This window comes from Flavobacterium sp. N1736 (assembly GCF_025947065.1).
GTDB lineage: Bacteria > Bacteroidota > Bacteroidia > Flavobacteriales > Flavobacteriaceae > Flavobacterium.
The window spans coordinates 1,623,806-1,649,031 of record NZ_CP109994.1 but is presented as its reverse complement, the minus strand read 5'-3'; the positions used below and the strand labels follow the sequence as shown (position 1 = coordinate 1,649,031).

The following is a 25,226-nucleotide window of genomic DNA, read 5'->3' as shown; positions in this document are numbered from 1 at the left end:
TTAGCCAGTACCATTTTTATCTGATACTGGCAGGTTTATTTATTTTACAATTACTTTGAATGATTTTTTTATGTTGGCTCCTTCAAGAACTACCAGATACATATTGCCTTCAGTCGCTGCCGGTAATTGTATTTCCGTTTTTACTGAAGATGACTGAACTGTTTTAATCAGTTGACCTGTAACAGAGTACAATGAAATTTGCATGTCTGCTAAATCTTCTGCAGGATAATCAGCTTCTACGGTAAGTATTTTTCCAACTTCAACCGGATTAGGATAAAGTTTTGCCAGTAATGTATTTTGAAGTGTAATGGCTGACTCACAAGTTTGAAGTATTTTCCCATCTTTGGTTGTCATTTTTACACTATAAACTGCTGTAGGATCTAATACGTTGTTAGTATCATTTCCGGCAGTATAATACTGTCCTGTTCCAATTAACTGACCGTTTTTAAACCATTGGTACGCAACAAATTCATAACCTCCATTTGTTTGTGGATTGTTGTTTACAAGCAATACATTGTTGAATTTTTGTTTCACAATATCGTAGAATCCAAATGGTTTTTCTATTCTAATTGTGTAGTTTGCTGTAGTACTTCCATCTTCAGATGTAAGGGTTACGTTTTGCGTGTATATTCCAGGTTTAGGAGGCGCAATTGTAAAATTAGCAGATGGCGTAATCGTCGCATTTGTATTATTTAAAATAGCGATGTTTACGTTGCTTTGTCCACATTGCATTACATAGGTAATATTAGTTGCAGGATTATTATAAACCTGACCGCCAATAGTAATACTTGTAACGGTTACGTCATTGTTTTTGATTACCAGTGTTTGAGAAACATCAGCAGCAGGCAAATAGTTGCTGTCACCATCCTGATGTGCTGTAATTAACAATGATCCTGATCGTATCATACTTACTAAACCACTTGCTGTAACATTTGCCGGTGGCAATGCAGCTGTGTATGTAAATGAATAACGTATTGGTAAACCTGAATTTGAAAAGGCATCTAAATTGAAGTTGTTATTTGCTCCAAGAATTTTTGCCGGTAATGCACCAAATGTAATTTGTTGTGCCGCTTTTTTGATAGTAAGCTGAGCAGTAAGCGTAATTGGTGAACAATTTGGCGAACTTACCGCTGGTGATACTGTTGCGGTAACAGTATAAAGACCTGCATTTACAGCTCCGTTTAATGTTCCTGTTGCTGGGGTTGTAGCATAAACTACGCTTGCTCCCGCAGGAAGATTTGCAACTTGTATGGTACGAACACTTCCGTTAAAAGTAAATTCGGCATTGCTAAAAGTAACCTGATTTAACGGTGAAGCAAGTACACTAAGGTTTTGCTGTTGTGTCGTAATGTTTCCATTTCCATCATTATACGACCATGTAATTACATAATTACCTACGGTTGTATAGCTTAAAGGATCTGTTGTTGTAGCTGTTATTATTCCTGCACAATTATCAGTTGCTGTTGGTATAGCGATTTCGGCTGATAAAATTGAACAATAGTTCGTAATAGCAGGAAGATTCGTTACATTAGGTACTGGCGCTGTAACATCCGGAGTAACTATTATAGTTACAGATTTTGTTATAGCACAACTGTTTGCATCAGTAATAGTTACTGTATAATTTCCTGCACTTAATCCGGTTGCTGTTGCAGCAGTTCCGCCAGATGGAGACCATGAATAAGCATAAATACCAGTTCCGCCTGTTACATTTACAGTAGCCGATGCATCGCTTTGTCCATTACAAGATACATTTACTTGTGATGTTGTTGCAGCAAGTACAGCAGGTTCTGTTATTGTATACGTTTGTGTTGTCTGACAAAAGTTGGCATCTGTTACAGTTACGTTATACGTTCCTGCGGCTAATCCTGTTGCAGTTGCAGCAGTTCCGCCAATTGGTGACCAAATATAAGTGTATGCTCCGGTTCCGCCTGTTACTGTGGCAGTTGCAGATCCGTTTGTTCCTCCATTACAAGAAACATTACTTTGAGATGGTACAACCACTAAAGCAGCTGGCTGTGTTATAGTAAAACTTTGAGTTGCTTCGCATAAGTTAGCATCTTTTATTGTTACAGTGTAAGTTCCTGCTGAAAGTCCTGAAGCTGTAGCAGCAGTTCCGCCAGTTGGTGACCAAAGATAAGTATAAGCTCCGGTTCCGCCTGTTACGACAACCGATGCAGATCCGTTAGCACCTCCATTACATGAAGTATTTATTTGAGATGGTGTAACTACTATTGCAGTAGGTTCTGTAATTGTAAAGTTTTTTACAGTAGAACATCCGTTTGCAGAAGTTATTGTTACAGAATAATTACCTGCTGTAAGTCCTGTTGCTGTTGCAGCATTTCCGCCAGAAGGCGACCAAACATACGTAAAAGGTCCCGGCGCTCCTGATGGTACAACAGTTGCAGTTCCTGTATTGCTACTATTACATAAAACATTCGTTTGAGATGTAGTAGCTGTTAATGTATTTGTAGTAGTGATTGTAAAGTTTTTAGTAAGTGTACAGCCATTTGCGTCTGTAATTATTACAGAATAATTTCCTGCTAATAATCCTGTTACGATTTGCGTTGTTTCTCCGTTAGACCATGAATAGGTGTAAGGTGTTGTTCCGCCTGATGGAGTAACAGCTGCCTGTCCGCCAGTACTGCAAGTTGCATTTATTTGAGATGTTGTAGCTGCTAAAATTGCAGGCTGCGTGATAATGAAGCTTTGAGTGAAAGAACATCCATTAGCATCTGTCACTAAAACATTATAATTTCCTGATGCTAATCCTGTTGCAGTTGCAGCAGTTCCGCCAGAAGGTGACCAAAGATAGGTGTATGTTCCGGTTCCGCCTGTTGCGCTAACAGTTGCAGATCCGGTTGCTCCACCGTTACAAAGTACGTTGGTTTGCGATGGTGTTACTGTTAAAGCGTCAGGTTGATTTATAGTAACATTTACAGTATAAACGCAAGTATTAGCGTCTGTAATGGTAACTGTATAAGTTCCTGCTTGTAATCCTGATGCTGTAGCAGCTGTACCGCCAGTTGGTGACCATACGTAGGTATAAGGTGCCGTAGCTCCGCTTGCTGTTACAGTTGCAGAACCGTTACTTCCGCCATTACAAGATACATTTGTTTGAGAAGTTGTAGCAGAGAATGCTGCAGGAGTCGAAATTGTAATGTTTTTTACAATTGAACATCCGTTCGCGTCTGTAATTGTACAAGTGTAGTCTCCTGCAGGTCTTCCGCTAATAGATGATCCTGTACCACCAAGAGGTGCCCATGCATATGTATATGTTGGAGTTCCGCCAGATGCGGTTACAGAAGCACTTCCGTTTGATCCTCCAAAACAGCTAACACCAACTGATGCCGTTGTTGCAGACAAAATTGCTGCCGGCTGCGTTATTGTAAAACTTTGTGTTGTCTGACATAAGTTGGCATCTTTTACTGTTACGGTATAAGTTCCCGCAGTAAGTCCTGAAGCTGTTGCTGCAGTTCCTCCAGAAGGTGACCATAAATAGGTATAAGTTCCTGTTCCTCCGGTTACGCTTACCGTTGCAGATCCTGTAGCGTCAGTACGGCATCCTATATTCGTTTGTGCTACTGGTGTGGCAACTAATGCACTTGGCTGATTGATTGTGAAACTTTCTGTTATCTGACACAAGTTGGCATCTTTTATTGTTACCGTATAAGTTCCCGCAGTAAGTCCTGATGCTGTTGCAGCAGTTCCTCCAGAAGGTGACCATAAATAGGTATAAGTTCCTGTTCCTCCGGTTACGTTTACCGTTGCAGATCCTGTTGCAGCTCCGTTACACAATATATCTGTTTGAGATGTTGTTGCAGTAAGCAGAGTAGGTTCTGTTATTGTAAAACTTTGTGTTGTCTGACATAAGTTGGCATCTTTTACCGTTACAGTATAAGTACCTGCGGCAAGTCCTGAAGCTGTTGCTCCCGTACCGCCAGATGGTGCCCATAAGTAAGTATAAGTTCCTGTTCCTCCGGTAACTGTAACAGTTGCAGAACCATTAGAACCGCCATTACAACTTGTATTGTTTACCGTTCCTGCTGATGCTGTTAATACTGCCGGTTCTGTTATTGTAAAGTTTTGAGTCGTTTCACAAAGATTAGCATCTTTAATAGTTACACTATAATTTCCTGTACCTAATCCTGTTATTGATTGCGATGTAGCTCCATTAGACCAAAGATAAGTATATGGAGTATTTCCTCCTGAAGGAGTTACAGTTGCTGTACCATTACTACCACCATTACAACTTACATTAGTATGAGATGGATTAGCAACAACAGCATTTACTGTTAAAGTACGACTAAGCGATGTATCAGAATTACAGGTACCAGTTGCAATTGCACGATATGAATAATTATTCATCGTTCCTGTAGCTGCAGATATAGTAAGTGTCGCAGTTTGCGCACCAGCGTATGTAGCATTATTTGTAATATTACTATAACCGCTTCCGGTATCTACCTGCCATTGATAACTTGAAGCATTAATGGCTGCAACGCTAAAAGTGGTACTTCCTCCTGCACAAATAGCGCTATTAGAAGCTTGTGCAGTTATGGAGGCTAAACCAGTTACCGTTATTGGTACTGTAATAGGAGAACCCGGACAACCGTTTAAAGTTGGGGTTACTGTATAAGTTACAACACCATCGCCACTAAGGGTTTGGTTCAAAGTTGTTCCTGAACTAGCAGAAAAACCAGTAACTGTACCACTTGTAAGAGCTGCTGTCCATGCAAAAGTTGCTCCGGTTGGTGTTGATGTTAAAGCAATATTAGGAGATGTTCCGCTGCAAATTGTTTTAGATGCCGGAGTTGCTACAGCTACAGGTAATGGATTCACCGTTATAACAACTGAAATAGGCGTACCGGGACAACCATTTATAGTAGGCGTTACCGTATAAGTAACAGTACCGCTTCCTGTTAAAGTTTGAGCGATTGATGTTCCTGAACTTGCAGAAGCTCCGCTGGCAGTACCGGTTGAAGTTGCTGTCCATGCAAAAGTTGCACCAGTTGGAGTAGATGTCAACGCAATATTAGTTGCAGAACCGCTGCAAATAGTTTGAGAAGAAGGTGTTGCGGTAGCTACAGGTAATGGATTTACAGTAATAGCTACAGTAATTGGAGTACCCGGACAACTGTTTAAAGTTGGGGTTACGGTATAAATAACAGTACCATTTCCGGTAAGAGCTTGATTTATAGATGTTCCTGAACTTGCAGTAGCTCCGGTAACAGAACCACTTGCTGTAGCCACTGTCCATGCAAAAGTTGCACCGGGTGGCGTAGAAGTTAAAGCAATATTAGGAGATGTACCGCTGCAAATAGTTTGAGATGCAGGTGTTGCTGTAGCTACTGGAAGAGTATTTACAATAAGCTGAGCTAATCCATTTGTTGGTGTAGTATTTGAACACGAACTTGTAAGTACGGCTCTGTATAAATACCCGTTCATTGCTGGTGTAACAGCATTAATAGCAAGGTTTGCAGTAGTAGCACCGGCATAGTTTGGGCTTGTTCCTCCATTAGTAATATTAGTAAAACCTGAACCACTGTTTACCTGCCATTGATAGCTGGCAGTATTCGATGCAGTAACACTAAATGCAGCATTAGATCCTGCACAAGATGCATAAGTACTAGGCTGCATCGTTATAGCAGGCGAAGATTGTCCTATAGTTGGTTCTACTATAGTAACAGTATGAGTTTTAAAACAGGCAATATTATCAGTAACAGTTACCGTATAAGTTCCGGCAGCAAGATTGCTTGCAGTTGCTGCGGTGCCTCCGGAAGGAGACCAGGAATACGTATATGGCGGTATGCCTCCGCTAACAGTTAGTGTTGCAGAACCATTCGTACCTCCATTACAAGTTGGATTAGTTTGTGCAGTTGTCGTAATCGTCATATTAGGAACCGAAAGCGTTGCAGGATTTGAAGTTGCAGATCCCGCTCCGGTAGCAACAATACGATACGTATATCCGCTCATTGCAGCAGTTGCTCCTGTTATAGTCAAAGTTGCAGTTGTTACGTTTGAATACGGCGCAACATTGGTAAGATCAGTAAAACCACTTCCGGTATTTACTTGCCATTGATAACTTGTAGCATCAGTTGCAGTAACAGGAAATGTTGTATTAGTACCCGGACAAACAGTTCTGTTTGGAGGATTTGTTACTGTAGGTAACACTCCCAAGAAAGGTGCGTCAGACGGCATTGTAAGTCCTGTTGTAGAAAGTTCCCAATTAGCAGGATTAAGTACAGCAGTTCTAATTTGAGCAGCAGTTAAAAGAGTTCCGCTTCCGTTAAATCTTGCCGATTTAGCTAAAATATTTCCTGCCAGCGTACCAGTATAAAAAGAATCTGTTCCGCCTGTAAGACCTACCGGCAAAACAGAAGAATTTGGACCGTCGGCACAAGCCAGGTCATCCCATGATGCTTGTGAAGTTCCGGTACCGGCGTTGCAATAGAAATAATGTATTCCGGAAATAAATGTTACTCCGGCACCGGTAACAGAACCGCCGCCGCCCTGAAACGCTATTATCTGATCTCCTACATTTGATAAATGCAATCCATTTACCATTGTTCCGTCTGTTAAGGCAACAGTACCGTTTGGTGTTGAGACATTCGTAGCATTATTGTAGGTAGATGCTGTAAGACCGTTTATTATTATTTCGGTTCCCAAAGCAATCGAAGTTCCTGTTGTCCAGGTTACGGCCCCTTCAGTGCCAAGAGCAGCTTGCCAGGTTCCGCCAAAATAACCTCTGTCTGTAAAACTGATTTGTGTTCCGGCAGGGACGTTTTTTAATAATACAAACGAAAAAATATCACTTACAGTTGCAGATGGTGTAAAATTCGAATCGTATCCGGTAAAAACCAAATCACCGGCTGCCAGGGTTTGAGAGTGACCTACGTAACTCTGTAGAAATATCCCTAGAAATAAGGCGATATTTATAAAATTTTTAATTTGAGAGTAAAAATGTTTCATAATAAAGTTAGTTAGATTATAAAGAGGCAAATTGCTCGCCATTTTTCATACCAAAAGCGAGCAATTTGTGCCCGCTCATAAAGCCTTCATCTGTATAAACAGTATTTATACGAAGATGTGTATTGTTATAACATTGTATCACCAAACCTTTTGCTTCATCTACTTCTAAAACGGTTCCGGGTATTTGCAAATGTTCATTAATACGATCAGTTTCGGACACTTCGAGAATACGAATATTCCATCCGTTCCATTGCGTGTAAGCTCCTTTGTTCCAGGGATTACAAGCTCTTACCAATGCCTGTATCGATTTTGCATCCTGATGTTCCCATCGAATACATACATCACCGGCAGTTGGTTTTTTATAGTAATTGGTTATACTTTCATCCTGAACAGCACCTTTGCTTTTGTTTTGTAAAAGAACCAGCAATTCTGGTAAAAGATGTGCTCCCAGATAAGATAAATTAGTGCACAGCATTCCATGTGTTGACTCGGTATCTAATGGAATTGTTTTTTTTAATACAATAGTTCCCGTGTCAATTTTTTCTTCGATAGCATGAACAGTAATTCCGGTTTCTTTTTTTTGTTGTCGAATAGATTCAAAAACAGGATCAGCACCGCGCATTTCAGGTAAAAGTCCGTAATGGAAATTATAAAATAAATCTGGAGCAGATTTTATAATTTCAACAGGAATTTTCCATGGAAATGTCATTGAAAAAATATATTTCAAAGCTGTATTTTCGGTCAGTTTCTGTAGTTGATCCTTTAGTTTTTCTTTCTTCAATACAATAAAATCAATACCTGTCTGAGTTGTAAAAACAGAGCAAAAAGCATGAACATCTTCATTGCCTTCCGGAATTGCAATAGTATGTAACCTGTTGATACTAAACAGTGTTTGTATCGCCGCAAAAGCCATACGATTATTACATAAAACTGCTATGTCTCTTGTATTGCTCATGATTCTAGACAAGCATAAGCATTAAACCATGAATTAGATGATTCGTTTTGTATCGCAATAATATGATGCTGCAAACGAATGCGTTCTTCGTCTAAATTGTTAACCTCTTTAATATCCTCTAAAATGCAGTTTCCTGTTTTTTCATTTTTGGTAACTTCTGCATAATAGACAGGAGCTTCAGAAAATCCCGTTTCACCATTCATATAAACATTTCCTCGTGGAGAATGAATTGTAATTTCATCTAACGATTTTCTATTTGAAGCGGCTATAAACAAAGCGGCTTCCCATCCTAAAAGCGAAAACAGATTGGCTTTATTGGCGCGAATACTTTCCATTGTGCTTACAAATTCCTGATTTTCTTTATTCGAAAGATGAAGAGACCACGGAACAGCACAACTCCAATTATAACCGGGATGAGGTATTTTATTCAGCCAAAGTTCTTCAGCTGTAAAACCGCTTCCATACGTTTTGCCGGAAGTTATACTATCAAATTTGGCTGCTTCTCTAAAAAAATCTTCAGCCATATCTCCACAAAAGGAAGCTAGTAAAGCAACATCAGTATTTTGTTCAAGATATTCGGCAAGCGGAGCCAGATTAATATCTGATTTTTTTAAAGGAGTTACATGATTGTAACAAATCAAAGCGCCTTTATCTTCAGCCGAAGTAGAAAAAGTATATGGCGGACGATATCCTGCATCATAAAAAGAACAGGTAAAAGCAAAATTCTTTTTGCCTTCTTCCACAGCTTTATTTACAATAACACGAGAACATAAATTGCCTTCTAATGAAATAAAATGAGTATTTGATAATTTTCCCTGAAAATGAGGAAATTGATAACCACTGTCTATGACAATTAATGATTTACCTGAATTTTCAAAAAGCGGATTTATGAATTCAGCAGCAAGCGGATTTATGTAAGCCACAACAATATCAGTATTACTGAGCAATAACTGCTCGCAGCAAACATAAATTTCTTCGTTTTTACCACCAACTCCAATGTTGGCAGATACTATTTCGTGCTCTCCATCTATTCCTGATTTTTTTAAGGAAGATTTAAAACCATCCATAATATCAAAAGCCATGGAAGGGTAAATTACAGAACGGGTTAGAAGTAAAGCTATTTTCATAAGCAATAGTAAAATTTTAACCCATTAGAGGTTTTTCTAATGGGTAAATGGGATTAATTTCTTGAAGGAAAAATTCCTCTCAGACATATTATATAATTCATTCCTAAATAAGGCTGCTGTACTGATATTGGCTGATTGTTACCGGTAGGACCTATGGTGATTGCCGGTACAACAGGGCGCAAAAATGAATTAGGCGTTTTAGTAGAATAAAGACCTCCTAAAGAAGCAAGACTATTTCCTTGCGGAGATCCGCTATTACCTTCATCAGAATAAGCTGAAATGGCATAATTGCCCGATCCGCCATGTGTATGTGTTGGTAAATTTAAAAGAGTTGCCGTTATAGTAGTCGTTCCTTGTCGCTGTCCCAAAACATATGGATTAACACTTCCTTGTCCTGTACCCATAGGCACACGTCCTCGAAAATCCGGTAAAGCAAAGGTTTGAACACCATTTCCTCCGTATGTAGTACCAAGAAGGCTAAAAAGTGCCTGATTTGTACTTACAGCTAATAGTTGTCCTGCACAAAGCGCCCAGTTTTTAGGGGCAAAATCTGGAGCAAATAAGCGAATTTCTGACATTGTTCCGTCCATGATAGTTTTTTTTAAGATTAATTTCTAGATGGGAAAACACCTAGTGTACAAATAATATAATTTGAAGCCGTATAAGGCTGCATAATGCTAAAAGGCTGTCCCTGTCCCGTAGGAGTAAGAGTCACCGTTGAGGTTTCTGCTTTAAGGAAAGAGTCAGCAACTTCTGTTGAATATGCTGCCGGTAAACCTGCCAATTCTGCATCAGTTGGAGAACCTAAAGTATCAGCTTCATTCAATGTTGGAATTGAAATTGAACCTGTACCAATATGATTATGTGACGGCATTTGATTTGATGACATTGATGCACTTTCTGAACCGGCAATCTGACCAAGTATTATATTAGGAAGCCCAATCCCTTGACCTGCGCCAACCGGAACACGGCTGCATAGATTAGGAACATTAAATGTTACTTGTCCGTCTCCTCCATAAGTGGTACCAATTAAGGTATAAAGTGCCTCGTATTCTGCAATTGATAATGAAGCGCCATTGCAAATTGCCCAATTTACCGGAGCAAAGTTGCCTGCGAATACTCGAATTTCTCCTATAGTTCCTTCCATAAAAAATATTTTAAGTTTAAAAAATAGCTTGTTTATTAATGTATTACGGGCGTTGTGGAAACTCTCCGAACATACAAACGATATAATTCATACCCAGCGAAGGCTGATTTAAAGGCAACGGATTACCATTTCCGGTAAAACTAACAGCTACAGGATAAGTAGTTGGTTTCATTTTACTGTCTCCACCCTGATCACTATACATAGCTGATACAGACGCCAGAATATTTCCGCTTGGCGTATTAGCATTTCCACCATCAGAATAAGCAGGAATAGATACTGAACCAGAAGAAATATGTGTGTGTGGTGGCAAATTTGTTTCGAGTAAGGTTACACTATTTGTACCTCCCATTTGTCCCAGACCATAAAAAGAAAGTCCCGCACTCTGACCAGCGCCTACAACAACACGACCTCTAAGGTCCGGTAAACCAAAAGTATTTGTACCATCGCCGCCATAAACGGTTCCCAAAATAGAATACAATGCTGTATTACTTCTTATTTGAATTAGCGTGCCATTGCAAAAAGCCCAATTTCTTGGTACAAAATTAGCCGCAAAAAGACGGATTTCTCCTACTGTGCCATCCATAAGTTGATAGTTTAGTTAGTTAATAGATTAGATATTTTATTTTGTCACTTTGTTTTTATAAAAGAAAATGCACCATGCAGGTATTTTAGTACAATGCTAAATTACTGTATATAGCCAGTTCAAAAACAAGTATTTATACCTGATTTTGAAGCACACAATTCATAATATATTAACGCTGAATAATATGCATTTCAAAATTTGATTTTTCAATCTCTTATTAATTCAAAAATATACATCGGGTACGCAATAGCAGAAAATTATGTCACGAAGCGGGATTTTCATGTCATGAAACCACCTTTTCATGTTAGGGCAGATTAATAAAAAGTCTAACATATTAAAGATTTTTATAAACTTTTTTCTAATAAAACAATTAATTGTATAAGTTTTGCGTTAAATTATGTAAGATTTTATATTCATAAATTTAGGAAATTTGTTTCAATTAAAACAAAAAAGAAGTAAAATCTTATGTTTTTTTCTGTTAAACCTATTTATTACTGCCTTATTTTTAATTTAAACTCCCAAATACCATGAAAAAACTACATTACATTGCTATTCTGGCCGGTGCATTATTGGCATTAACAAGTTGTTCAAATGATGACAAAACACCAGATACAGATCGGGTACTATTACAAATCCCGTAGAAACAAATACACCAAATACAGCTTATACACCTGCTTTTACAGGACAAACCCGTATTAATGGTGTACAGACAAATACACCTTATGAAGGAAAAATAATAACATCGAATTTGGCTGCTCCGTGGGGCGTAAAAAGTCTTCCTGATGGCAGATTATTAGTAACTGAAAAAGCAGGAACTTTTAGAATTGTAACTGTAGCAGGAGTAGTAAGTGCCGCTATTACAGGTGCTCCAGCCGTAAATGCTGCCGGACAAGGCGGATTATTAGGCTTGGTTCTTGATCCTGATTTTTCTGCAAACAGAATGATTTACTGGGTTTTCTCAGAAGCATCAACAGGCGGAAATCAAACATCAGTTGCCAAAGGAAGATTATCTAATGATGAAAAAACCATAGAAGGCGCAACAGTAATTTATCGCGCCAATCCTGCAAATGCAAGCACACTTCATTATGGCGGAAGAATTCTATTTGATAAAACCGGAAATCTTATTGTAAGTACCGGAGAACGTTCTGTACTCGAAACCAGACCTTTGGCACAATCAGTTACCGCAGGTTTGGGTAAAGTTGTCAGAATAACCAAAGATGGTCAGCCGGCATCAGGAAATCCTGCATTTAGCCAAAGTGGTGCATTACCGGAATTATATTCTATAGGACACAGAAACCCACAAGGTTTGGCGCTTCACCCGGTTACAGGCGAAGTTTGGGAAAGTGAACACGGACCACGCGGAGGCGACGAAATTAATCGTATTAAAGGAGGTTCTAATTATGGATGGCCAACAATTACGTACGGAATTGAATATAGCGGAGAGAAAATTGGAGCAGGAATTCAAAAACAAGACGGAATGGAACAGCCTGTTTATTATTGGGATCCTGTTGTATCGCCAAGCGGTATGACTTTCTATACCGGAAATCGTGTACCGGAATGGGAAAACAATCTTTTTATAGGTTCATTAAGCGCAACTCATATTGTGCGACTTGCTATAAGAGACAATAAAGTAATTGGTGAAGAAAGACTTCTTGCCAGCGAAAATCAAAGATTCAGAGATATTACCCAAGGAACAGACGGCGCTTTATATGCCGTTACAGATCAGGGCAGACTTTATAGAATTGATAAAAAATAATCAATTCAACATTAACTACTTTCCTTATTTATTAAACATGACCAAAAGGTGCAGCAATGCACCTTTTTTATTGTTATATACTTTGGTAATTAATTTGTAATGAATTGTTTATGTGTTTTATTCTGTAAGAAGTAAAAATAATTGTGTAATAGAATCAGCGCACTAAAGTTTAATTTTGAAATCATTAGTATTAATAAAACCCTATTATTATGAAAACACGTATCAAATCCAAAATCGCTTTGCTTGTTCTTTTAGCGGGACTTTCATTTTCTTGTAAAAAGAATGAAACCGTTCCGGCAGAAACCACTTATGATTCGACAACAACTACAGTTGACAGTATGAATACTACAATTGATAGTACATCAGTTTCTCCGGACACCATTACTTTAAGAAAAGATTCAACAGCGACAACCACAAAGTAGTAAAAAATAGTAAAGAAAATAGGTTAGATTTTTAATCTATGTTTTGATTCAAGTTACTTTTTAAATGTTAATTATTGATTCAAGGAAAGCCTGCAGTATTTGTTACTGCAGGTTTTATTTTAAAATTTAGAATTTATGAGTTTATCAGTAAAAAAAATAATGCCGGCACAGCCTTTAAACGCCAATGTATTGCAATTAAACTGCAAACAATAAATTAAATAGAAACCTCAAAATTATTCTGTTAAATAATTAGTAATTCACACCTGATTTTTTAATTAGTCTATTATATTGATAGGGTTTAAAAAGTTTTACATTTTTATACCTTTTAATTCAAATTATCTCTTTAAATTTGCCGCAGCAATGAAAAACAACAACCAGAATATCAAGTATTATAACAGCAGCATCATGATGTGTTGTTATGTTGTAATGCAATAATGTCTGGCTTATATAAAAAAATAATAGCATTTATTCGAAAGCCTTTCATAATGTTTGAAAGGCTTTTATTGTTTTAAATTTTATTAAATAGAAAATTTCAGCGTTCAAAGCACAATTAAAAAATTGAATTAAAATAATGATTGAATTAAAAAATGTTACCAAAACGTTTCATCAAAAAAACAGAGTTGTTACTGCTTTAGCTGATGTTTCACTTAAAGTTCCGCCAGGAAAAATATTTGGTGTAATTGGTACTTCGGGAGCAGGAAAAAGCACATTAATTCGATGTGTGAATCTTTTGGAAAAACCAACTTCGGGAGAAATTATCGTTGACGGAAAGTCATTAATGCAATTATCAAACGCACAGCTTGCGATTGAAAGAAGACAAATTGGAATGATTTTTCAGCATTTTAATCTGCTTTCGTCACGCACCGTTTTCGAAAATGTAGCATTTCCATTAGAATTAGTCGGAAAATCAAAATCAGAAATAGAAACACGCGTTCGCGAATTGCTGCAATTAGTAGGTTTACAAGAAAAAGCAAACGATTATCCCGCAAGCCTTTCCGGAGGTCAAAAACAAAGAGTAGCCATTGCAAGAACATTAGCCAATAATCCGAAAGTGCTTTTATGCGATGAAGCTACAAGTGCGCTTGATCCCGCAACGACAAGATCTATTTTAGAATTATTGAAAGACATCAATCGTCGTTTAAACATCACCATTTTATTGATTACACACCAAATGGAAGTCGTAAAATCTATTTGCGATGAGGTTGCCGTAATTAGTCACGGAGAATTGATAGAGCAGGGAAGTGTAGGAGAAATTTTTGCCGACCCAAAACATGAATTAACAAGAGAATTTATTGCTTCGTCATTACATCTTGACATTCCGTCTGTATATCAGGATAAACTTCAAAAAGAAGATAACGGAACTTTAAATCCGCTATTGAGACTTGAAATGACCGGAAAATCCGTTAATGAGCCTGTAATTTCAGAAGTTTCGAGATTATTCGATACCGATTTTAAAATTATCTCTGCCCAAATGGATCAGGCGGGCGAAGTTAATTTTGGCGTTATGCTGATCGAATTATCCGGTAAACGCGAAAATTACGATGCCGCCATTCAATATTTTATCTCTAAACACATTAAAACAGAAATCATAGGTTATGTCTGAATCCATTTTTGAATTATTATTAAAAGGAACCTGGGAAACTATAGTAATGACATTTGTGTCGGGCTTTTTTGGTTTTGCTTTAGGACTTCCAACAGGAGTTTTACTTTTTCTAACCCGAAAAAATCAAATATTAGAACAGCCCGTTTTAAACAGATCGTTATCTGTTTTGGTCAATATTTTCCGTTCAATACCATTCATTATATTAATTGTCTGGATGATTCCGTTTACAAGAGCGCTTGTAGGAACTTCTATTGGCGTAAGCGCAGCATTAGTTCCGTTAAGTATTGGCGCAGCACCATTTATTGCCAGACTTGTAGAAAATAGTTTATTAGGTTTGCCTTCAGGATTAATCGAAGCCGCAAGAGCTTTGGGCGCAACACCGTTTCAAATCGTTTACAAAGTATTGCTTCCTGAGGCGTTGCCATCAATAATAAATGCAGCATCGATAACCTTAATTACATTAGTTGGATATTCTGCAATGGGCGGAGCAGTTGGCGCAGGCGGTTTAGGACAAGTTGGTTATCAATACGGATATATTGGTTATGATGCCGTAACAATGAACTCGGTTCTGGCATTACTGGTACTTTTGGTATTTGTTATTCAGTTTGCCGGAGACGCTTTATCAAAACGATTTGATCATAGATAGGTTCAAAGGTTCAAATTTCGCACTAATAAAAAAAGTAAAAATCTGCTCAATCTGCGAGAGAAAAAAAAACTTTGCCTTAAACACAAACAACAATAATTAAAAATAAAAAATATGATTACTAAAAATAACATCTTAAAAACAGCCGGAATTATAGCCCTGTCACTTATTATAACAAATTGTGGCAAAGCCAAAAATGACGACCCGCATTATATAAAAGTTGGCGTAGCAACAGGACCCGAATATGCCGTAGCGCAAGCAGCACAAAAAGTAGCAAAAGAAAAATACGGACTTGAAGTTGAATTGGTTTCATTTAATGATTATGTTATTCCAAACGAAGCGTTAAGTCAGGGCGATATCGATGCCAATGCGTTTCAGCATAAACCATATCTTGACGAACAATCAAAACAAAGAGGGTACAAACTGGCAATAATTGGTAAAACATTTATTTATCCGATTGCAGGATATTCAAAAAAAATAAAAAACCTTTCAGAACTTAAAGACGAAAGCACGATTATTATTCCAAATGATCCAACAAATGGCGGACGTTCTTTATTGCTTTTGCAAAAAAATGGTTTATTAAAACTTCGTGACGGCGTAGGTTTGCTTCCAAAAGTAACAGACATTACAGAAAATCCTAAGAAATTAAAAATATTAGAATTAGAAGCGCCGCAATTGCCAAGAGCATTAGATGATGAAAATGTATCTATTGCCATTATCAACAATACATTTGCTTCGCAAGCCGGTTTAGTTCCAGCCAACGATGCTTTGTTTGTTGAAGATAAAGATTCTCCTTATGTAAACCTTGTCGTGAGCAGAGAAGACAATAAAAATCAGGAAAAAGTAAAACAATTTTTAAAAGCATTTCAATCTGTAGAAGTCGAAAAAGCAGCCATTCGTGAATTTAAAGGCGGAGCTGTAAAAGGATGGTAATATAAAACCAGATTGTACAAATAAAAGGAAAGCGCTAAATCTTCGGGTTTAGCGTTTTTTTGTTTTTATAACAATAAGTGAGATATATACACTTTTATTTACAAAAGAAGTTTTTTACTGTACCTATTTATAGCTATTCAATAATAATGATGATTTTATTTTCTGGCATTTAATTAAATGAGATTGTATTACCTCAAACAGTATCTTTGTGTACCCAAGAAAATTAATACAAACAAAATGACTCCACATCAAGATTCTTCTGTGTCGTTCGACTTTTTAGATACACTTAAAACCCAAACTGCTGTTGCGCATAAAAGACTGGAAAGTTTACCGGTTTCTTCGTGCATTCTTTCAAAAGAAATGAAAATAGACGATTATGCACATTATTTAAAATTGATGTACGACGTTCACCATAACGTTGAAGAAAATATTTTCCCGATACTTTCCGGTAGTATTGAAGATTTAGAAAACAGAGAAAAAAAGCACTTAATCGAAGAAGATCTTGCATTTTTAAAGTACAATAAACCCGTAGCAAATTCCGTTTTTAATACACAGAACCTAACAATACCATTTGCGCTTGGTATACTATATGTTGTGGAAGGATCATCTTTAGGCGGCCGTTTTATATTGAAAAACATAGAAACAATTTCCGGACTTGATCAGGGAAAAGGCGTTTCGTATTTTACAGGATATGGCAATAAAACAGGAAGCCAGTGGAAATCTTTTTTAAATGAATTAACAGCTTATCAACAAGAAAATAATTGCGAAAACGAAATAATCGAAGGTGCAATTTATGCTTTTGACAGCATTCATAACCATTTCCTGCAGACCCAGAAAAATGAAAATTAAAGATATAGTAAATCGGGAAATTGTCACATTAACAAATTGTGAAAACGAACCCATCCATATTCCGGGCAGTATTCAGCCGCATGGTTTTTTGATAGGCGTTACTCCGGATTGGAAAATAGATTTTTGTACCGAAAATGTTTCAGTATTTATTGATTTAATTTATAAAGAAATAATAGGAAAAGATTTTAGTGAAATTTTCGGAATTGAGGTACAGAAAGAAGTTTTGAACTATATCAACGATGATAAAACGCGGTTAATTCTTCCGCTTGAAATTGGACTTTTAGGAAAAATATTTCAGTTAAGTGTACACAAAAGCGGTGATGTTTATGTGCTTGAAGCAGAACCACATTTTGAAGGCAAAGAAAGAATTGTCGAATTGTACACCAGAACGATAGAGTTTATCACTAATATGAGCAGCACAAGAACGCTGCAGGAGTTATGTGCATTGGTAGCAATAGGAACACGTGATATAACAGGTTATGATCGTGTTATGATTTATCGTTTTGATGCCGATTATAACGGAGAAATTTATGCTGAAGATTGTCGGGAAGATTTAGAACCGTTTTTAGGATTACATTATCCGCATACCGATATTCCGGCTCAGGCACGAGAATTATACATAAAAAACCAGCTGCGATTAATAACAGATATTAATTATGAACCCGTCCCGATTTTTACTGTTGATAATGCGGCAAATAAAAATCTCGATTTAAGCCTTTCTGTTTTAAGAAGTACATCACCAATTCATGTTGAATATCTTAAAAATATGGGCGTTGGAGCCACGCTTACCATTTCCTTAATTCATCATGACAGATTATGGGGATTAATTGCATGTCACCATTATTCAGCCAAAAATATTTCGCCCGAAATCAGGCTTGCAGCAAAACTGCAGGGACAATTTATAAGTTCGCAAATTGATTTGCGACAATCTACAGATGAATATCAGATAGCACGCAAAACATCAGTGGCATTAGAACATTTAACTGGTTTAGATTTGCCTTTAAATCCGTTATCATTTGCAACTATAAGTACAGATCCTGAGTTATTGAATCTTTGTAATGCCGGCGGAGTTTCTATTAAAGTTGGCGGTGAAATATATAAACACGGCATAACACCATCTGACGATGATATTAATGTGATAATTGCAAAGTTTAGGAACCTCGCTAAAGAAGGAATATTTACAACCAATAAACTAACCGATTATTTACCGGAATTTGATGATAATCCATCAAATGTTGCCGGAATTATTTACCATTCGCTTGGAAGTGATAATAATATTATCTGGTACAAACCAGAAACAATATCCGAAATAAAATGGGGAGGCGATCCGGAAAAATCGATTATAAAAGACAGCAAAGGACTTCATCCGAGAAATTCATTTAATATATGGAAGGAAATTGTTAAAAACCAAAGTACTATTTGGCTCCATCCTGAAATAAGTGCTGCGGCAAGTTATGCGCACGCACTTCATAATCAGATTATTTTGTTGATGCTGAGTGAAGAAGAAGAAAAATACCGCAGTCAAAGCGAAGTTTTGAAAGAAGCAAACGCCGAATTAGAAAATATCAACTGGATTAGTACGCACGATTTGCAGGAACCGTTGCGAAAAATTCAACTTATTATTTCTAAGTTGCTTATGGAAATTGAGAATGTTTCGGCTCAGTCTATTTTTGAATCTTTACAGCGTGTATCAAATTCAGCCAGCAGAATGCAGGTTTTATTACAGGATATTCTTAAATATACCCGAATAAAATATACCAAAGAAGCACTTCAGAAAATTAATCTGAATAGCATTATGGAGGCAACTCTTGATGAAATGAAAGAAACAATTACTGAAAGCAACGCCGTAATTGAATATGAAGACCTGCCTGAAATTTACGGAATTCACTTTTTAATGAAACAATTGTTTTCTAATATTCTTCAAAATTCATTAAAATATGCCTCTGAAGACAGATTGCCCATTATTAAAGTAACATCTTCAAAAGAACCTGAACCGTATAATTTCTCGCATAATGTCTACTGTCACTGGGTTACTTTTACAGACAACGGAATTGGTTTTGAGCAGGAATATGCAACCTCCATTTTTAAAATATTCACGCGTTTACATACACAAGAACAATACGGCGGCTCAGGAGTTGGTTTGGCATTGTGTAAAAAAATAATGCAAACCTGCGGAGGAACTATCCGTGCTGATGCGAAACCGGTGAAGGTACCGCAATAACGATTTATTTTCCTTGTGATCATTTAATTTCGTTAACGTAATTTATAATATTTGCTTCCACAAACTCAAAACCCGACAGGTTTTAAAAACCTGTCGGGTTTACTTTCCATTCTTCGCAGTGAAAACACACCGTTTTGTCATTTCGAGGAACGAGAAATTACAGAAGTAACTCGACAAAGCTTTGCGAACTTATTAGAATTATTACTCTTTTACATTCTTCAAATTCTCCTCAAAATAACGGCATATAACATCGTTTGCATATTTTTCGCCTTCTAAATTATGTGTTCTGCCGGGTAATAATAAAAGGTCATACGGTTTTCCGGCTTTTATTAAAGCATCAATCATCCTTACTGTTGTAGAAAATGGCGCGTTTGTATCGCTTGTTCCGTGAATAAAAAGCAATTTTCCTTTCAGTTTATCGGCATGATTTGTATTTGTTCCAAAATCGTAACCGGATTTATTATCCCTTGGAAATCCCATATACGGTTCATTGATTTCGGCACCTTCCGTAAGTTCGCCGGGAGCAGAAGCAATTCCGGTGCGATATAAATCCGGCGCCATTAACATAGCACGAATTGCAAAATATCCACCCCACGAATGTCCATAAATTCCGATCCTTTTCATATCCATAAAAGGATATTTTTGCGAAAGCTGTTTAAACGCCGCAACACGATCTGCAATTTCATATTTACCAATATTTTTGTAAACGGCATCCTGAAATTTTTTGCTTCTTTCAGTCGTTCCGCGTGTATCAAGTAAAATTGTAATGTAACCCAATTGCGCAAATGCCTGCGCTTTTAATGATGCGCCCGTTGTGGGAATAAATCCATGCGGAACAATCGTCATGAAAGGACCTGCATAAACAGACTCTATTACAGGATATTTTTTGGCAGGATCAAAATCAAAAGGTTTGTACATGATTCCGTAAATATCCGTAACGCCGTCATCAGCCTTAACAACAAAACTTTCAGGTGGATTAAAGCCAATAGCCTTGATTTTACTAATATCTGCCGTATTTAATAATTGTAGAAATTTACCATCGTTGGTTCGTAACTCAAATTTAAACGGCTTATCGAGACTCGAATAAGCATCTATAAAATAATGTGCAGATGGAGCAAACAAAAAGGCATGATGATATCCTTTTGCTTCGGTTAGTTTCCTGAAATTTTTCCCTTTAAAATTAACTCTGTAAAGATTAGTTGCATAAAGATCCGTTTCGGCATTCGCGTTAAAATAAATCCAGCCTTCTTTTTCATCGACCTTAACAACTCCTTTTACAGGAAAATTGCCGGAAGTTAAACGGCGAATTAATTTTCCGTCTAATCCATACAGATAAAAATGTTTCCAGCCGTCTCTTTCTGAAATCCAGATAAAATTTTTGCTGTTTTTGAGTAAAGTAAATTGCTTTTGCCAGGTATCAATAATAAAATCCAATCCGGCTACAAACGTTTTTTGTTCTTCGGTAATTATAATTCGACTTGCACCCGTATTTGGATTTGCAGCCAGCAATTCTAATTTATTTCCAAGTCGGCTAAGACGCATAAAAAGAAACTCAGATCCGTCTGTTGTCCATTCCAGCGGAAAAATATATTGTTGAGAATCTGCGCCCGTGTCTATTTTTATTTGTTTTTTTGATTCAGTATCAAATACAAAAAGTTCCGGTATTTCTATAGTTTCACCCGTTTTTGCATACACATAATAATTTACTTCTTCAAGTGGTTTCGAATAGTCAATTACAGGCAAATGATGTACATTTCGTGCGTCAGTTCTTTTTCCGATAAATCTTTTATTATCTGGCGACCATGCATTTGGCACAATATCCCACGCATAAAATTCGGCACCATCAAAAGTAAATTGCTCTGATTTTTGGTTTTCAACATTCGTCAGCCATAAATTATTTTCTTTTACATCAAAAATCCACTTTTTATCCGGCGAAAATAGGGGAGCGGCGGCTGCTTTAGGATTTTCGGGAGTGGCGTTTAAAGGAACAATTTTATAATCTTTTAAACTTAATTTGAATTTTTTCTTTTCGACTTCAAACTGAATGGAATCATTTCCGTTAACGAAAGTAAAATCAGTAAAAGGAATTCCTTTATTTATAGGTTCCTGCTTTAGAAAAGGTTTTAAAGCACTTCGAAGCCGTTCCGTATCAAAAAAAGGAGTTTTTGTATTTTGTTTAGGATCAACCAGATAAATTACGGTATTATCCTGAGTTCCTTCGGCAAACCAAAAACGGTCACTATCCGTATACCAATGCGGCACAATTCTCATTCCCTGAATAAACGTGTGAAATTTTAAATATTTTTGATATCGGTCTTTATTTATACTATCCGTTTTTTGACTATAAATAATAGACGTTGACAATGTCACTAAAACGCCCAAAAGGCAATTTTTAAAGAAGGTTTTGATTTTCATTTTTGATTGATTTTGATTGATGATTATTTTGATTGATGATTATTTTGATTGATGATTATTTTGATTGATGATTATTTTGATTGAAGTATGCTTTTTATTTTTTACAATTCGCTGTTATTTTGCCCAATATGTTTTTTAATATTTCCAGTTCTTCAACAGAAACTCCTTCTAATGCCGATTTTCTGTTTAAATTGACAATAGGTTCCATTTGTTTCAAAATATTTTTTCCATCTTCGGTTAAACTAAGACTAAACCTTCGCCTGTCTGAAGCATTAAAATTGCGTTGAAGAAAATTTCTTTTAACCAACAGCTCAATAATTCGGGTTACAGAAGCGTGATCTTTAAAAGCCATTTCTGAAATCATTTTTTGTGATATATCCTCATTTTCTTCAATAATACTTAGTATTAATCCCTGATCTATAGTGATATCAAAACCATTGTTTGTAATGTTTTTTTGAGCAAATTGTCGGTATGATTTAATAGATTCTTCTATGCTGTAAAAAATAGTCTGCTGTGGTTTTGCCATAATGTTTTAATTTTAGTGATGTAAATATAATTGATATATCACATAGATAAAAATTTATGGACTTAATTTTTTTCTCTCTCCACAGGTTTTAGAATTCATCCATAAATTGACATAAAAAAAATGACGCCTGAAGCGTCATTTTTAGTTGGTTTACTAATTAAATTGGTTTACAGAATATCTTTTAAAAGATTTTTGAGTTCGTTAAAATTGTTAGGTTTAGTCAGATAATTTTCAGCTCCCATTGTTTTATGATGCACAATAGGTGCGGGACCCGTCGAAAATAATATTACAGGTATATTTTTGATAATGTCGTTTTTTTTAATCTCCGCCAGAAGCTCAAGGCCAGTCATAATTGGCATATTGATATCTAAAAAAATCAGATCAGGTTTTATTTCCCTACTGGTTAATTTTTGTAAAGCTTCTATAGGATTATGCAAAGCCATATATACGGCATTTGAAACCCCTTCAAGAGCCTGCTGGAAAAACTCGCAATCATCAAAATCGTCATCAATTTGTAAAATAGTTTTATATTTCATTAGTCTGGTATTTGGTTTAATTGCTTCGCTATTTAAATAGCTTTTATTCTATAAATTTTCTTATGAAAAAATAAACTACAATAATTTTTACTGTAGGATTATAACTATTTTTTCGAAAAACTAATGATAAAAAAACTTGTCTAATAACAAGTTTCCACATTTATCTGACAATATTTTCAAAGAATCAGAAAGTCTAATTTATTACTTTCAAATTTCGGATAAGTTTATCCCTGCAATGCTTTTGCTATGCAATTGGACATAAATATATTAATGTCAGAGATTTAATTCTGCAAAAACAACTATATCTATCCTAATATTTATAAAAATAATCTGATGGTTTTATACCAATTTACATAATTTTTTGTTTTTGTTATATAATTTCCATGTTTTAATTATAATTATTTTGAATGCACGATGATTTTTGATTAGATAGTTTAAAGTTTAATGCCACAGATTAAAAGATTAAAAAGATTTTCTATGCTCCGGGATAACGATATGTTATTTCCCAAACACCCGGTCTAACCATTATCACATTAGAAGCAATAACAACCGTACTTATATTTTCCATAGGAGGACCAACATTTATAGGTTCTTCAATCATACAAGGTGCTCCAAAATAAAAAAATTCAAAAGCACCGCCTTTATCATTTTTTCCTTTAATCCCATATTGTTGTCCTGTAAAAAACTTTTTCGCATTCACTAAACTTCTTAATTCAGGTGCAATTTCTTTGGCGGTATTGAATTCTTCTGCGTCTTGCTGCATTTTAAGCAACACATGCAACGGAAATAAAAACATGCCGCCTTGTTCTGCAATAGCATCTTCGATTCCTGCATTTAAATCATCAACTGCAGAATCTGCATTTACCAATTTTTGGACAGCTTCCCGTAAATTTTTTGCTCTTGCAAGGTCATTTGCTTTTTCCAGCAATGGTTTAATTATGTTTAATTTAGATACAATTAAATCGTCTAATAAACTAGGGTCTAACACTTTTTGAAGCTTCTCTATTGTTATTGTCAATTTCTTTTCAACGGTATGATGAGCTGCTTGCAGTAATTGAAGAATACTTTTATCCTCGCTTAATGCCACTATTATAGCATCGGCATTACCCAGCTCAGGAAATGTTGAAGATATCCAGGAGACAACATCTTCCGTTTGAATTCCATGCAATGAAGGAGCCCATTGTTTGGCAACTAAAGTTCTCTCCTTGTTTGGATTTAAGGTTAAATTTTTGGTGTCATTTGAAGAGTCTGAAATACCAAAAGCGAACTTATTACCAATATTTGGAGTTATAGTATCTATTGTAGCTGGATCAATAACTCTATTTGCTGCTTCTCCCGGACCTGACGGAATAGTCGCTTTAGGAAAACCTGCGCCTCCTTGTGACGTCGCTTTCATATTCCATGTTACCGGTATTCGTCTCGGAATATTTATAACTTCATTTAAAATTGCTATAAGATGTATCTTAGAACCTATTTTTATATGTGTAGTGCCTATAGGTGTACCGGAAATTATTTCCTGGTCTAAAATATGTTTAACGGTTACGGGATAAGTTGGACTGTCATAACCAACTTTTACATTAACCGTTACAGTTCCTCCTGCCTGAGCAACTTTTTTAGTCTCCTCCTCCATAGTTTGGGCATAAGCGGGAGCGTTAAATTCAGCTATTTGCGGAGCTAAATTCCACATCTCAAAAGAATCATCCTTTCCGCCCACCAATTGGTCTGCCACCAAATGTCCGGCATCATAGAACTTTTTAATATCGGCGCCTTGCAATAATAACTGTTCAGCACGTGCCATACTTGTTATTTTGGATAAATTGCCATTTTTTTTGCGTTCTGTAGCCCTCAATGTATTTTTTTTGACTTCGGCTTGCGCCTCTACAGCCTTAAATTGATTTCCAACAGGTTGTACACCCGGCAAGTTCAATTCTTTGCCTGCTACTTTTAGAACGTCAGTAATTGCCCCAACAGGAGTTTTCTCTGAAACTCCCGAAACATTTTTAATCTTCTTTTGTATAGTGGTATTTGATTTTCGTAATCCTTTTTTAATCTTTTTTTCAGATGGCATAGTTTGCTTTAACTGCAATGCCTTTGCACCCATAACATCAGCTTCATTCTCTAAACCTTTATCATCGTTTACATTCACCTTTCCCTTCATTTGCAAAGTAGGTTTTACACGACCTTGTTTTTGCTGTACAACATGCCAGGCTTCGTGTGCCAAATGTTTTTCCTGACCCGATGCAACATGAATATCTGTTCCCTGAGCATAAGCGTGGGCATTGAGCTGCGCCGGTTTATCAGAGTTATAATGCACTTTTACATCATCCATAGCATGACCGGAAAGATTTTCGATTCCTGATTTTAAATTATCGGGCAAACCCGTATTATTCTCTTTTCTTTGTAAAATAGAGGCAGGGCGATTATCTTGTAGTGCTACGGCTTTATTTTGAATTGTTTTATCCGTGGCATTACTGGCAGAACATTGTTTTTCTTTATTATTTTGAGAATATTCCATGATTTTAAAAACCGTTTACGTTTATTTTC

At 36.5% G+C, this 25,226-nt stretch carries 16 protein-coding genes and 1 pseudogene; 7 read left to right on the top strand and 10 right to left on the bottom strand.

From position 1 onward, the window contains the following. Positions 1-39: 39 nt before the first annotated feature. From OLM54_RS07135 to OLM54_RS07110, 6 genes are read right to left on the bottom strand one after another with little or no spacing between them, the layout of a single operon-like run. Complete coding sequence (locus tag OLM54_RS07135; RefSeq protein ID WP_264537901.1) at positions 40-6,966, bottom strand: T9SS type A sorting domain-containing protein; 6,927 nt, start codon at positions 6,964-6,966, stop codon at positions 40-42. A gap of 16 nt (positions 6,967-6,982) precedes the next feature. Beyond that, positions 6,983-7,921 (bottom strand): formyltransferase family protein, encoded by a 939-nt coding sequence (locus OLM54_RS07130; protein ID WP_264537900.1) that lies wholly within the window; start codon positions 7,919-7,921, stop codon positions 6,983-6,985. Then, positions 7,918-9,048: an ABC transporter substrate-binding protein gene (locus tag OLM54_RS07125; RefSeq protein ID WP_264537899.1), complete on the bottom strand. Its 1,131-nt coding sequence runs from the start codon at positions 9,046-9,048 to the stop codon at positions 7,918-7,920. Before OLM54_RS07125 ends, OLM54_RS07130 begins: the two co-directional genes overlap by 4 nt. A 53-nt stretch (positions 9,049-9,101) precedes the next feature. Beyond that, entirely contained in the window at positions 9,102-9,638 is a 537-nt protein-coding gene (locus OLM54_RS07120) for a phage tail protein (RefSeq protein ID WP_264537898.1), read from the bottom strand. 17 nt (positions 9,639-9,655) lie between these two features. Further along, complete coding sequence (locus OLM54_RS07115) at positions 9,656-10,195, bottom strand: phage tail protein (protein WP_264537897.1); 540 nt, start codon at positions 10,193-10,195, stop codon at positions 9,656-9,658. Positions 10,196-10,238: 43 nt separating this feature from the next. After that, positions 10,239-10,778 carry a phage tail protein gene (locus OLM54_RS07110; protein ID WP_264537896.1) on the bottom strand — a complete coding sequence of 180 codons (540 nt, stop codon included), beginning with the start codon at positions 10,776-10,778 and terminating at the stop codon, positions 10,239-10,241. 527 nt (positions 10,779-11,305) lie between these two features. Between OLM54_RS07110 and OLM54_RS07105 the strand changes: the two are divergent. From OLM54_RS07105 to OLM54_RS07075, 7 genes and pseudogenes are all read left to right on the top strand, one after another. Continuing rightward, positions 11,306-12,534: pseudogene (locus OLM54_RS07105) on the top strand (PQQ-dependent sugar dehydrogenase). A gap of 209 nt (positions 12,535-12,743) precedes the next feature. Further along, on the top strand, positions 12,744-12,956 hold the full coding sequence (locus tag OLM54_RS07100) for a hypothetical protein (protein WP_264537895.1): 213 nt from the start codon (positions 12,744-12,746) through the stop codon (positions 12,954-12,956). 571 nt (positions 12,957-13,527) lie between these two features. Next, positions 13,528-14,559: a methionine ABC transporter ATP-binding protein MetN gene (gene metN / locus OLM54_RS07095; RefSeq protein WP_264537894.1), complete on the top strand. Its 1,032-nt coding sequence runs from the start codon at positions 13,528-13,530 to the stop codon at positions 14,557-14,559. Beyond that, positions 14,552-15,205, top strand: a complete 654-nt coding sequence (gene metI, locus OLM54_RS07090) for a methionine ABC transporter permease MetI (protein WP_264537893.1) — start codon at positions 14,552-14,554, stop codon at positions 15,203-15,205. Before metN ends, metI begins: the two co-directional genes overlap by 8 nt. Positions 15,206-15,316: 111 nt before the next feature. Beyond that, complete coding sequence (metQ, locus tag OLM54_RS07085) at positions 15,317-16,135, top strand: methionine ABC transporter substrate-binding lipoprotein MetQ (protein WP_264537892.1); 819 nt, start codon at positions 15,317-15,319, stop codon at positions 16,133-16,135. 237 nt (positions 16,136-16,372) lie between these two features. Next, positions 16,373-16,984, top strand: a complete 612-nt coding sequence (locus tag OLM54_RS07080) for a biliverdin-producing heme oxygenase (protein WP_264537891.1) — start codon at positions 16,373-16,375, stop codon at positions 16,982-16,984. Further along, positions 16,974-19,205 (top strand): ATP-binding protein, encoded by a 2,232-nt coding sequence (locus OLM54_RS07075; protein ID WP_264537890.1) that lies wholly within the window; start codon positions 16,974-16,976, stop codon positions 19,203-19,205. Before OLM54_RS07080 ends, OLM54_RS07075 begins: the two co-directional genes overlap by 11 nt. A gap of 201 nt (positions 19,206-19,406) precedes the next feature. Here OLM54_RS07075 and OLM54_RS07070 read toward each other — a convergent pair whose 3' ends face one another. The 4 genes from OLM54_RS07070 to OLM54_RS07055 all read right to left on the bottom strand — a co-directional run bounded on the left by OLM54_RS07070 (position 19,407) and on the right by OLM54_RS07055 (position 25,197). Next, a complete protein-coding gene (locus OLM54_RS07070; protein ID WP_264537889.1) occupies positions 19,407-21,620 on the bottom strand; it encodes a S9 family peptidase in 2,214 nt (737 codons plus the stop codon). Positions 21,621-21,714: 94 nt separating this feature from the next. Beyond that, positions 21,715-22,146 (bottom strand): MarR family winged helix-turn-helix transcriptional regulator, encoded by a 432-nt coding sequence (locus OLM54_RS07065; RefSeq protein ID WP_264537888.1) that lies wholly within the window; start codon positions 22,144-22,146, stop codon positions 21,715-21,717. Positions 22,147-22,313: 167 nt separating this feature from the next. Continuing rightward, on the bottom strand, positions 22,314-22,682 hold the full coding sequence (locus tag OLM54_RS07060; protein ID WP_264537887.1) for a response regulator: 369 nt from the start codon (positions 22,680-22,682) through the stop codon (positions 22,314-22,316). A 475-nt stretch (positions 22,683-23,157) separates the two neighbouring features. Continuing rightward, complete coding sequence (locus OLM54_RS07055) at positions 23,158-25,197, bottom strand: DUF4157 domain-containing protein (protein WP_264537886.1); 2,040 nt, start codon at positions 25,195-25,197, stop codon at positions 23,158-23,160. Positions 25,198-25,226 lie beyond the last annotated feature (29 nt).

What these genes read in the sequence shown, in the direction of transcription:
- OLM54_RS07135 (WP_264537901.1), bottom strand. Translation starts at nt 6,966, where the DNA reads ATGAAACATTTTTACTCTCAAATTAAAAATTTTATAAATATCGCCTTA.
- OLM54_RS07130 (WP_264537900.1), bottom strand. Translation starts at nt 7,921, where the DNA reads ATGAGCAATACAAGAGACATAGCAGTTTTATGTAATAATCGTATGGCT.
- OLM54_RS07125 (WP_264537899.1), bottom strand. Translation starts at nt 9,048, where the DNA reads ATGAAAATAGCTTTACTTCTAACCCGTTCTGTAATTTACCCTTCCATG.
- OLM54_RS07120 (WP_264537898.1), bottom strand. Translation starts at nt 9,638, where the DNA reads ATGGACGGAACAATGTCAGAAATTCGCTTATTTGCTCCAGATTTTGCC.
- OLM54_RS07115 (WP_264537897.1), bottom strand. Translation starts at nt 10,195, where the DNA reads ATGGAAGGAACTATAGGAGAAATTCGAGTATTCGCAGGCAACTTTGCT.
- OLM54_RS07110 (WP_264537896.1), bottom strand. Translation starts at nt 10,778, where the DNA reads ATGGATGGCACAGTAGGAGAAATCCGTCTTTTTGCGGCTAATTTTGTA.
- OLM54_RS07100 (WP_264537895.1), top strand. Translation starts at nt 12,744, where the DNA reads ATGAAAACACGTATCAAATCCAAAATCGCTTTGCTTGTTCTTTTAGCG.
- metN (WP_264537894.1), top strand. Translation starts at nt 13,528, where the DNA reads ATGATTGAATTAAAAAATGTTACCAAAACGTTTCATCAAAAAAACAGA.
- metI (WP_264537893.1), top strand. Translation starts at nt 14,552, where the DNA reads ATGTCTGAATCCATTTTTGAATTATTATTAAAAGGAACCTGGGAAACT.
- metQ (WP_264537892.1), top strand. Translation starts at nt 15,317, where the DNA reads ATGATTACTAAAAATAACATCTTAAAAACAGCCGGAATTATAGCCCTG.
- OLM54_RS07080 (WP_264537891.1), top strand. Translation starts at nt 16,373, where the DNA reads ATGACTCCACATCAAGATTCTTCTGTGTCGTTCGACTTTTTAGATACA.
- OLM54_RS07075 (WP_264537890.1), top strand. Translation starts at nt 16,974, where the DNA reads ATGAAAATTAAAGATATAGTAAATCGGGAAATTGTCACATTAACAAAT.
- OLM54_RS07070 (WP_264537889.1), bottom strand. Translation starts at nt 21,620, where the DNA reads ATGAAAATCAAAACCTTCTTTAAAAATTGCCTTTTGGGCGTTTTAGTG.
- OLM54_RS07065 (WP_264537888.1), bottom strand. Translation starts at nt 22,146, where the DNA reads ATGGCAAAACCACAGCAGACTATTTTTTACAGCATAGAAGAATCTATT.
- OLM54_RS07060 (WP_264537887.1), bottom strand. Translation starts at nt 22,682, where the DNA reads ATGAAATATAAAACTATTTTACAAATTGATGACGATTTTGATGATTGC.
- OLM54_RS07055 (WP_264537886.1), bottom strand. Translation starts at nt 25,197, where the DNA reads ATGGAATATTCTCAAAATAATAAAGAAAAACAATGTTCTGCCAGTAAT.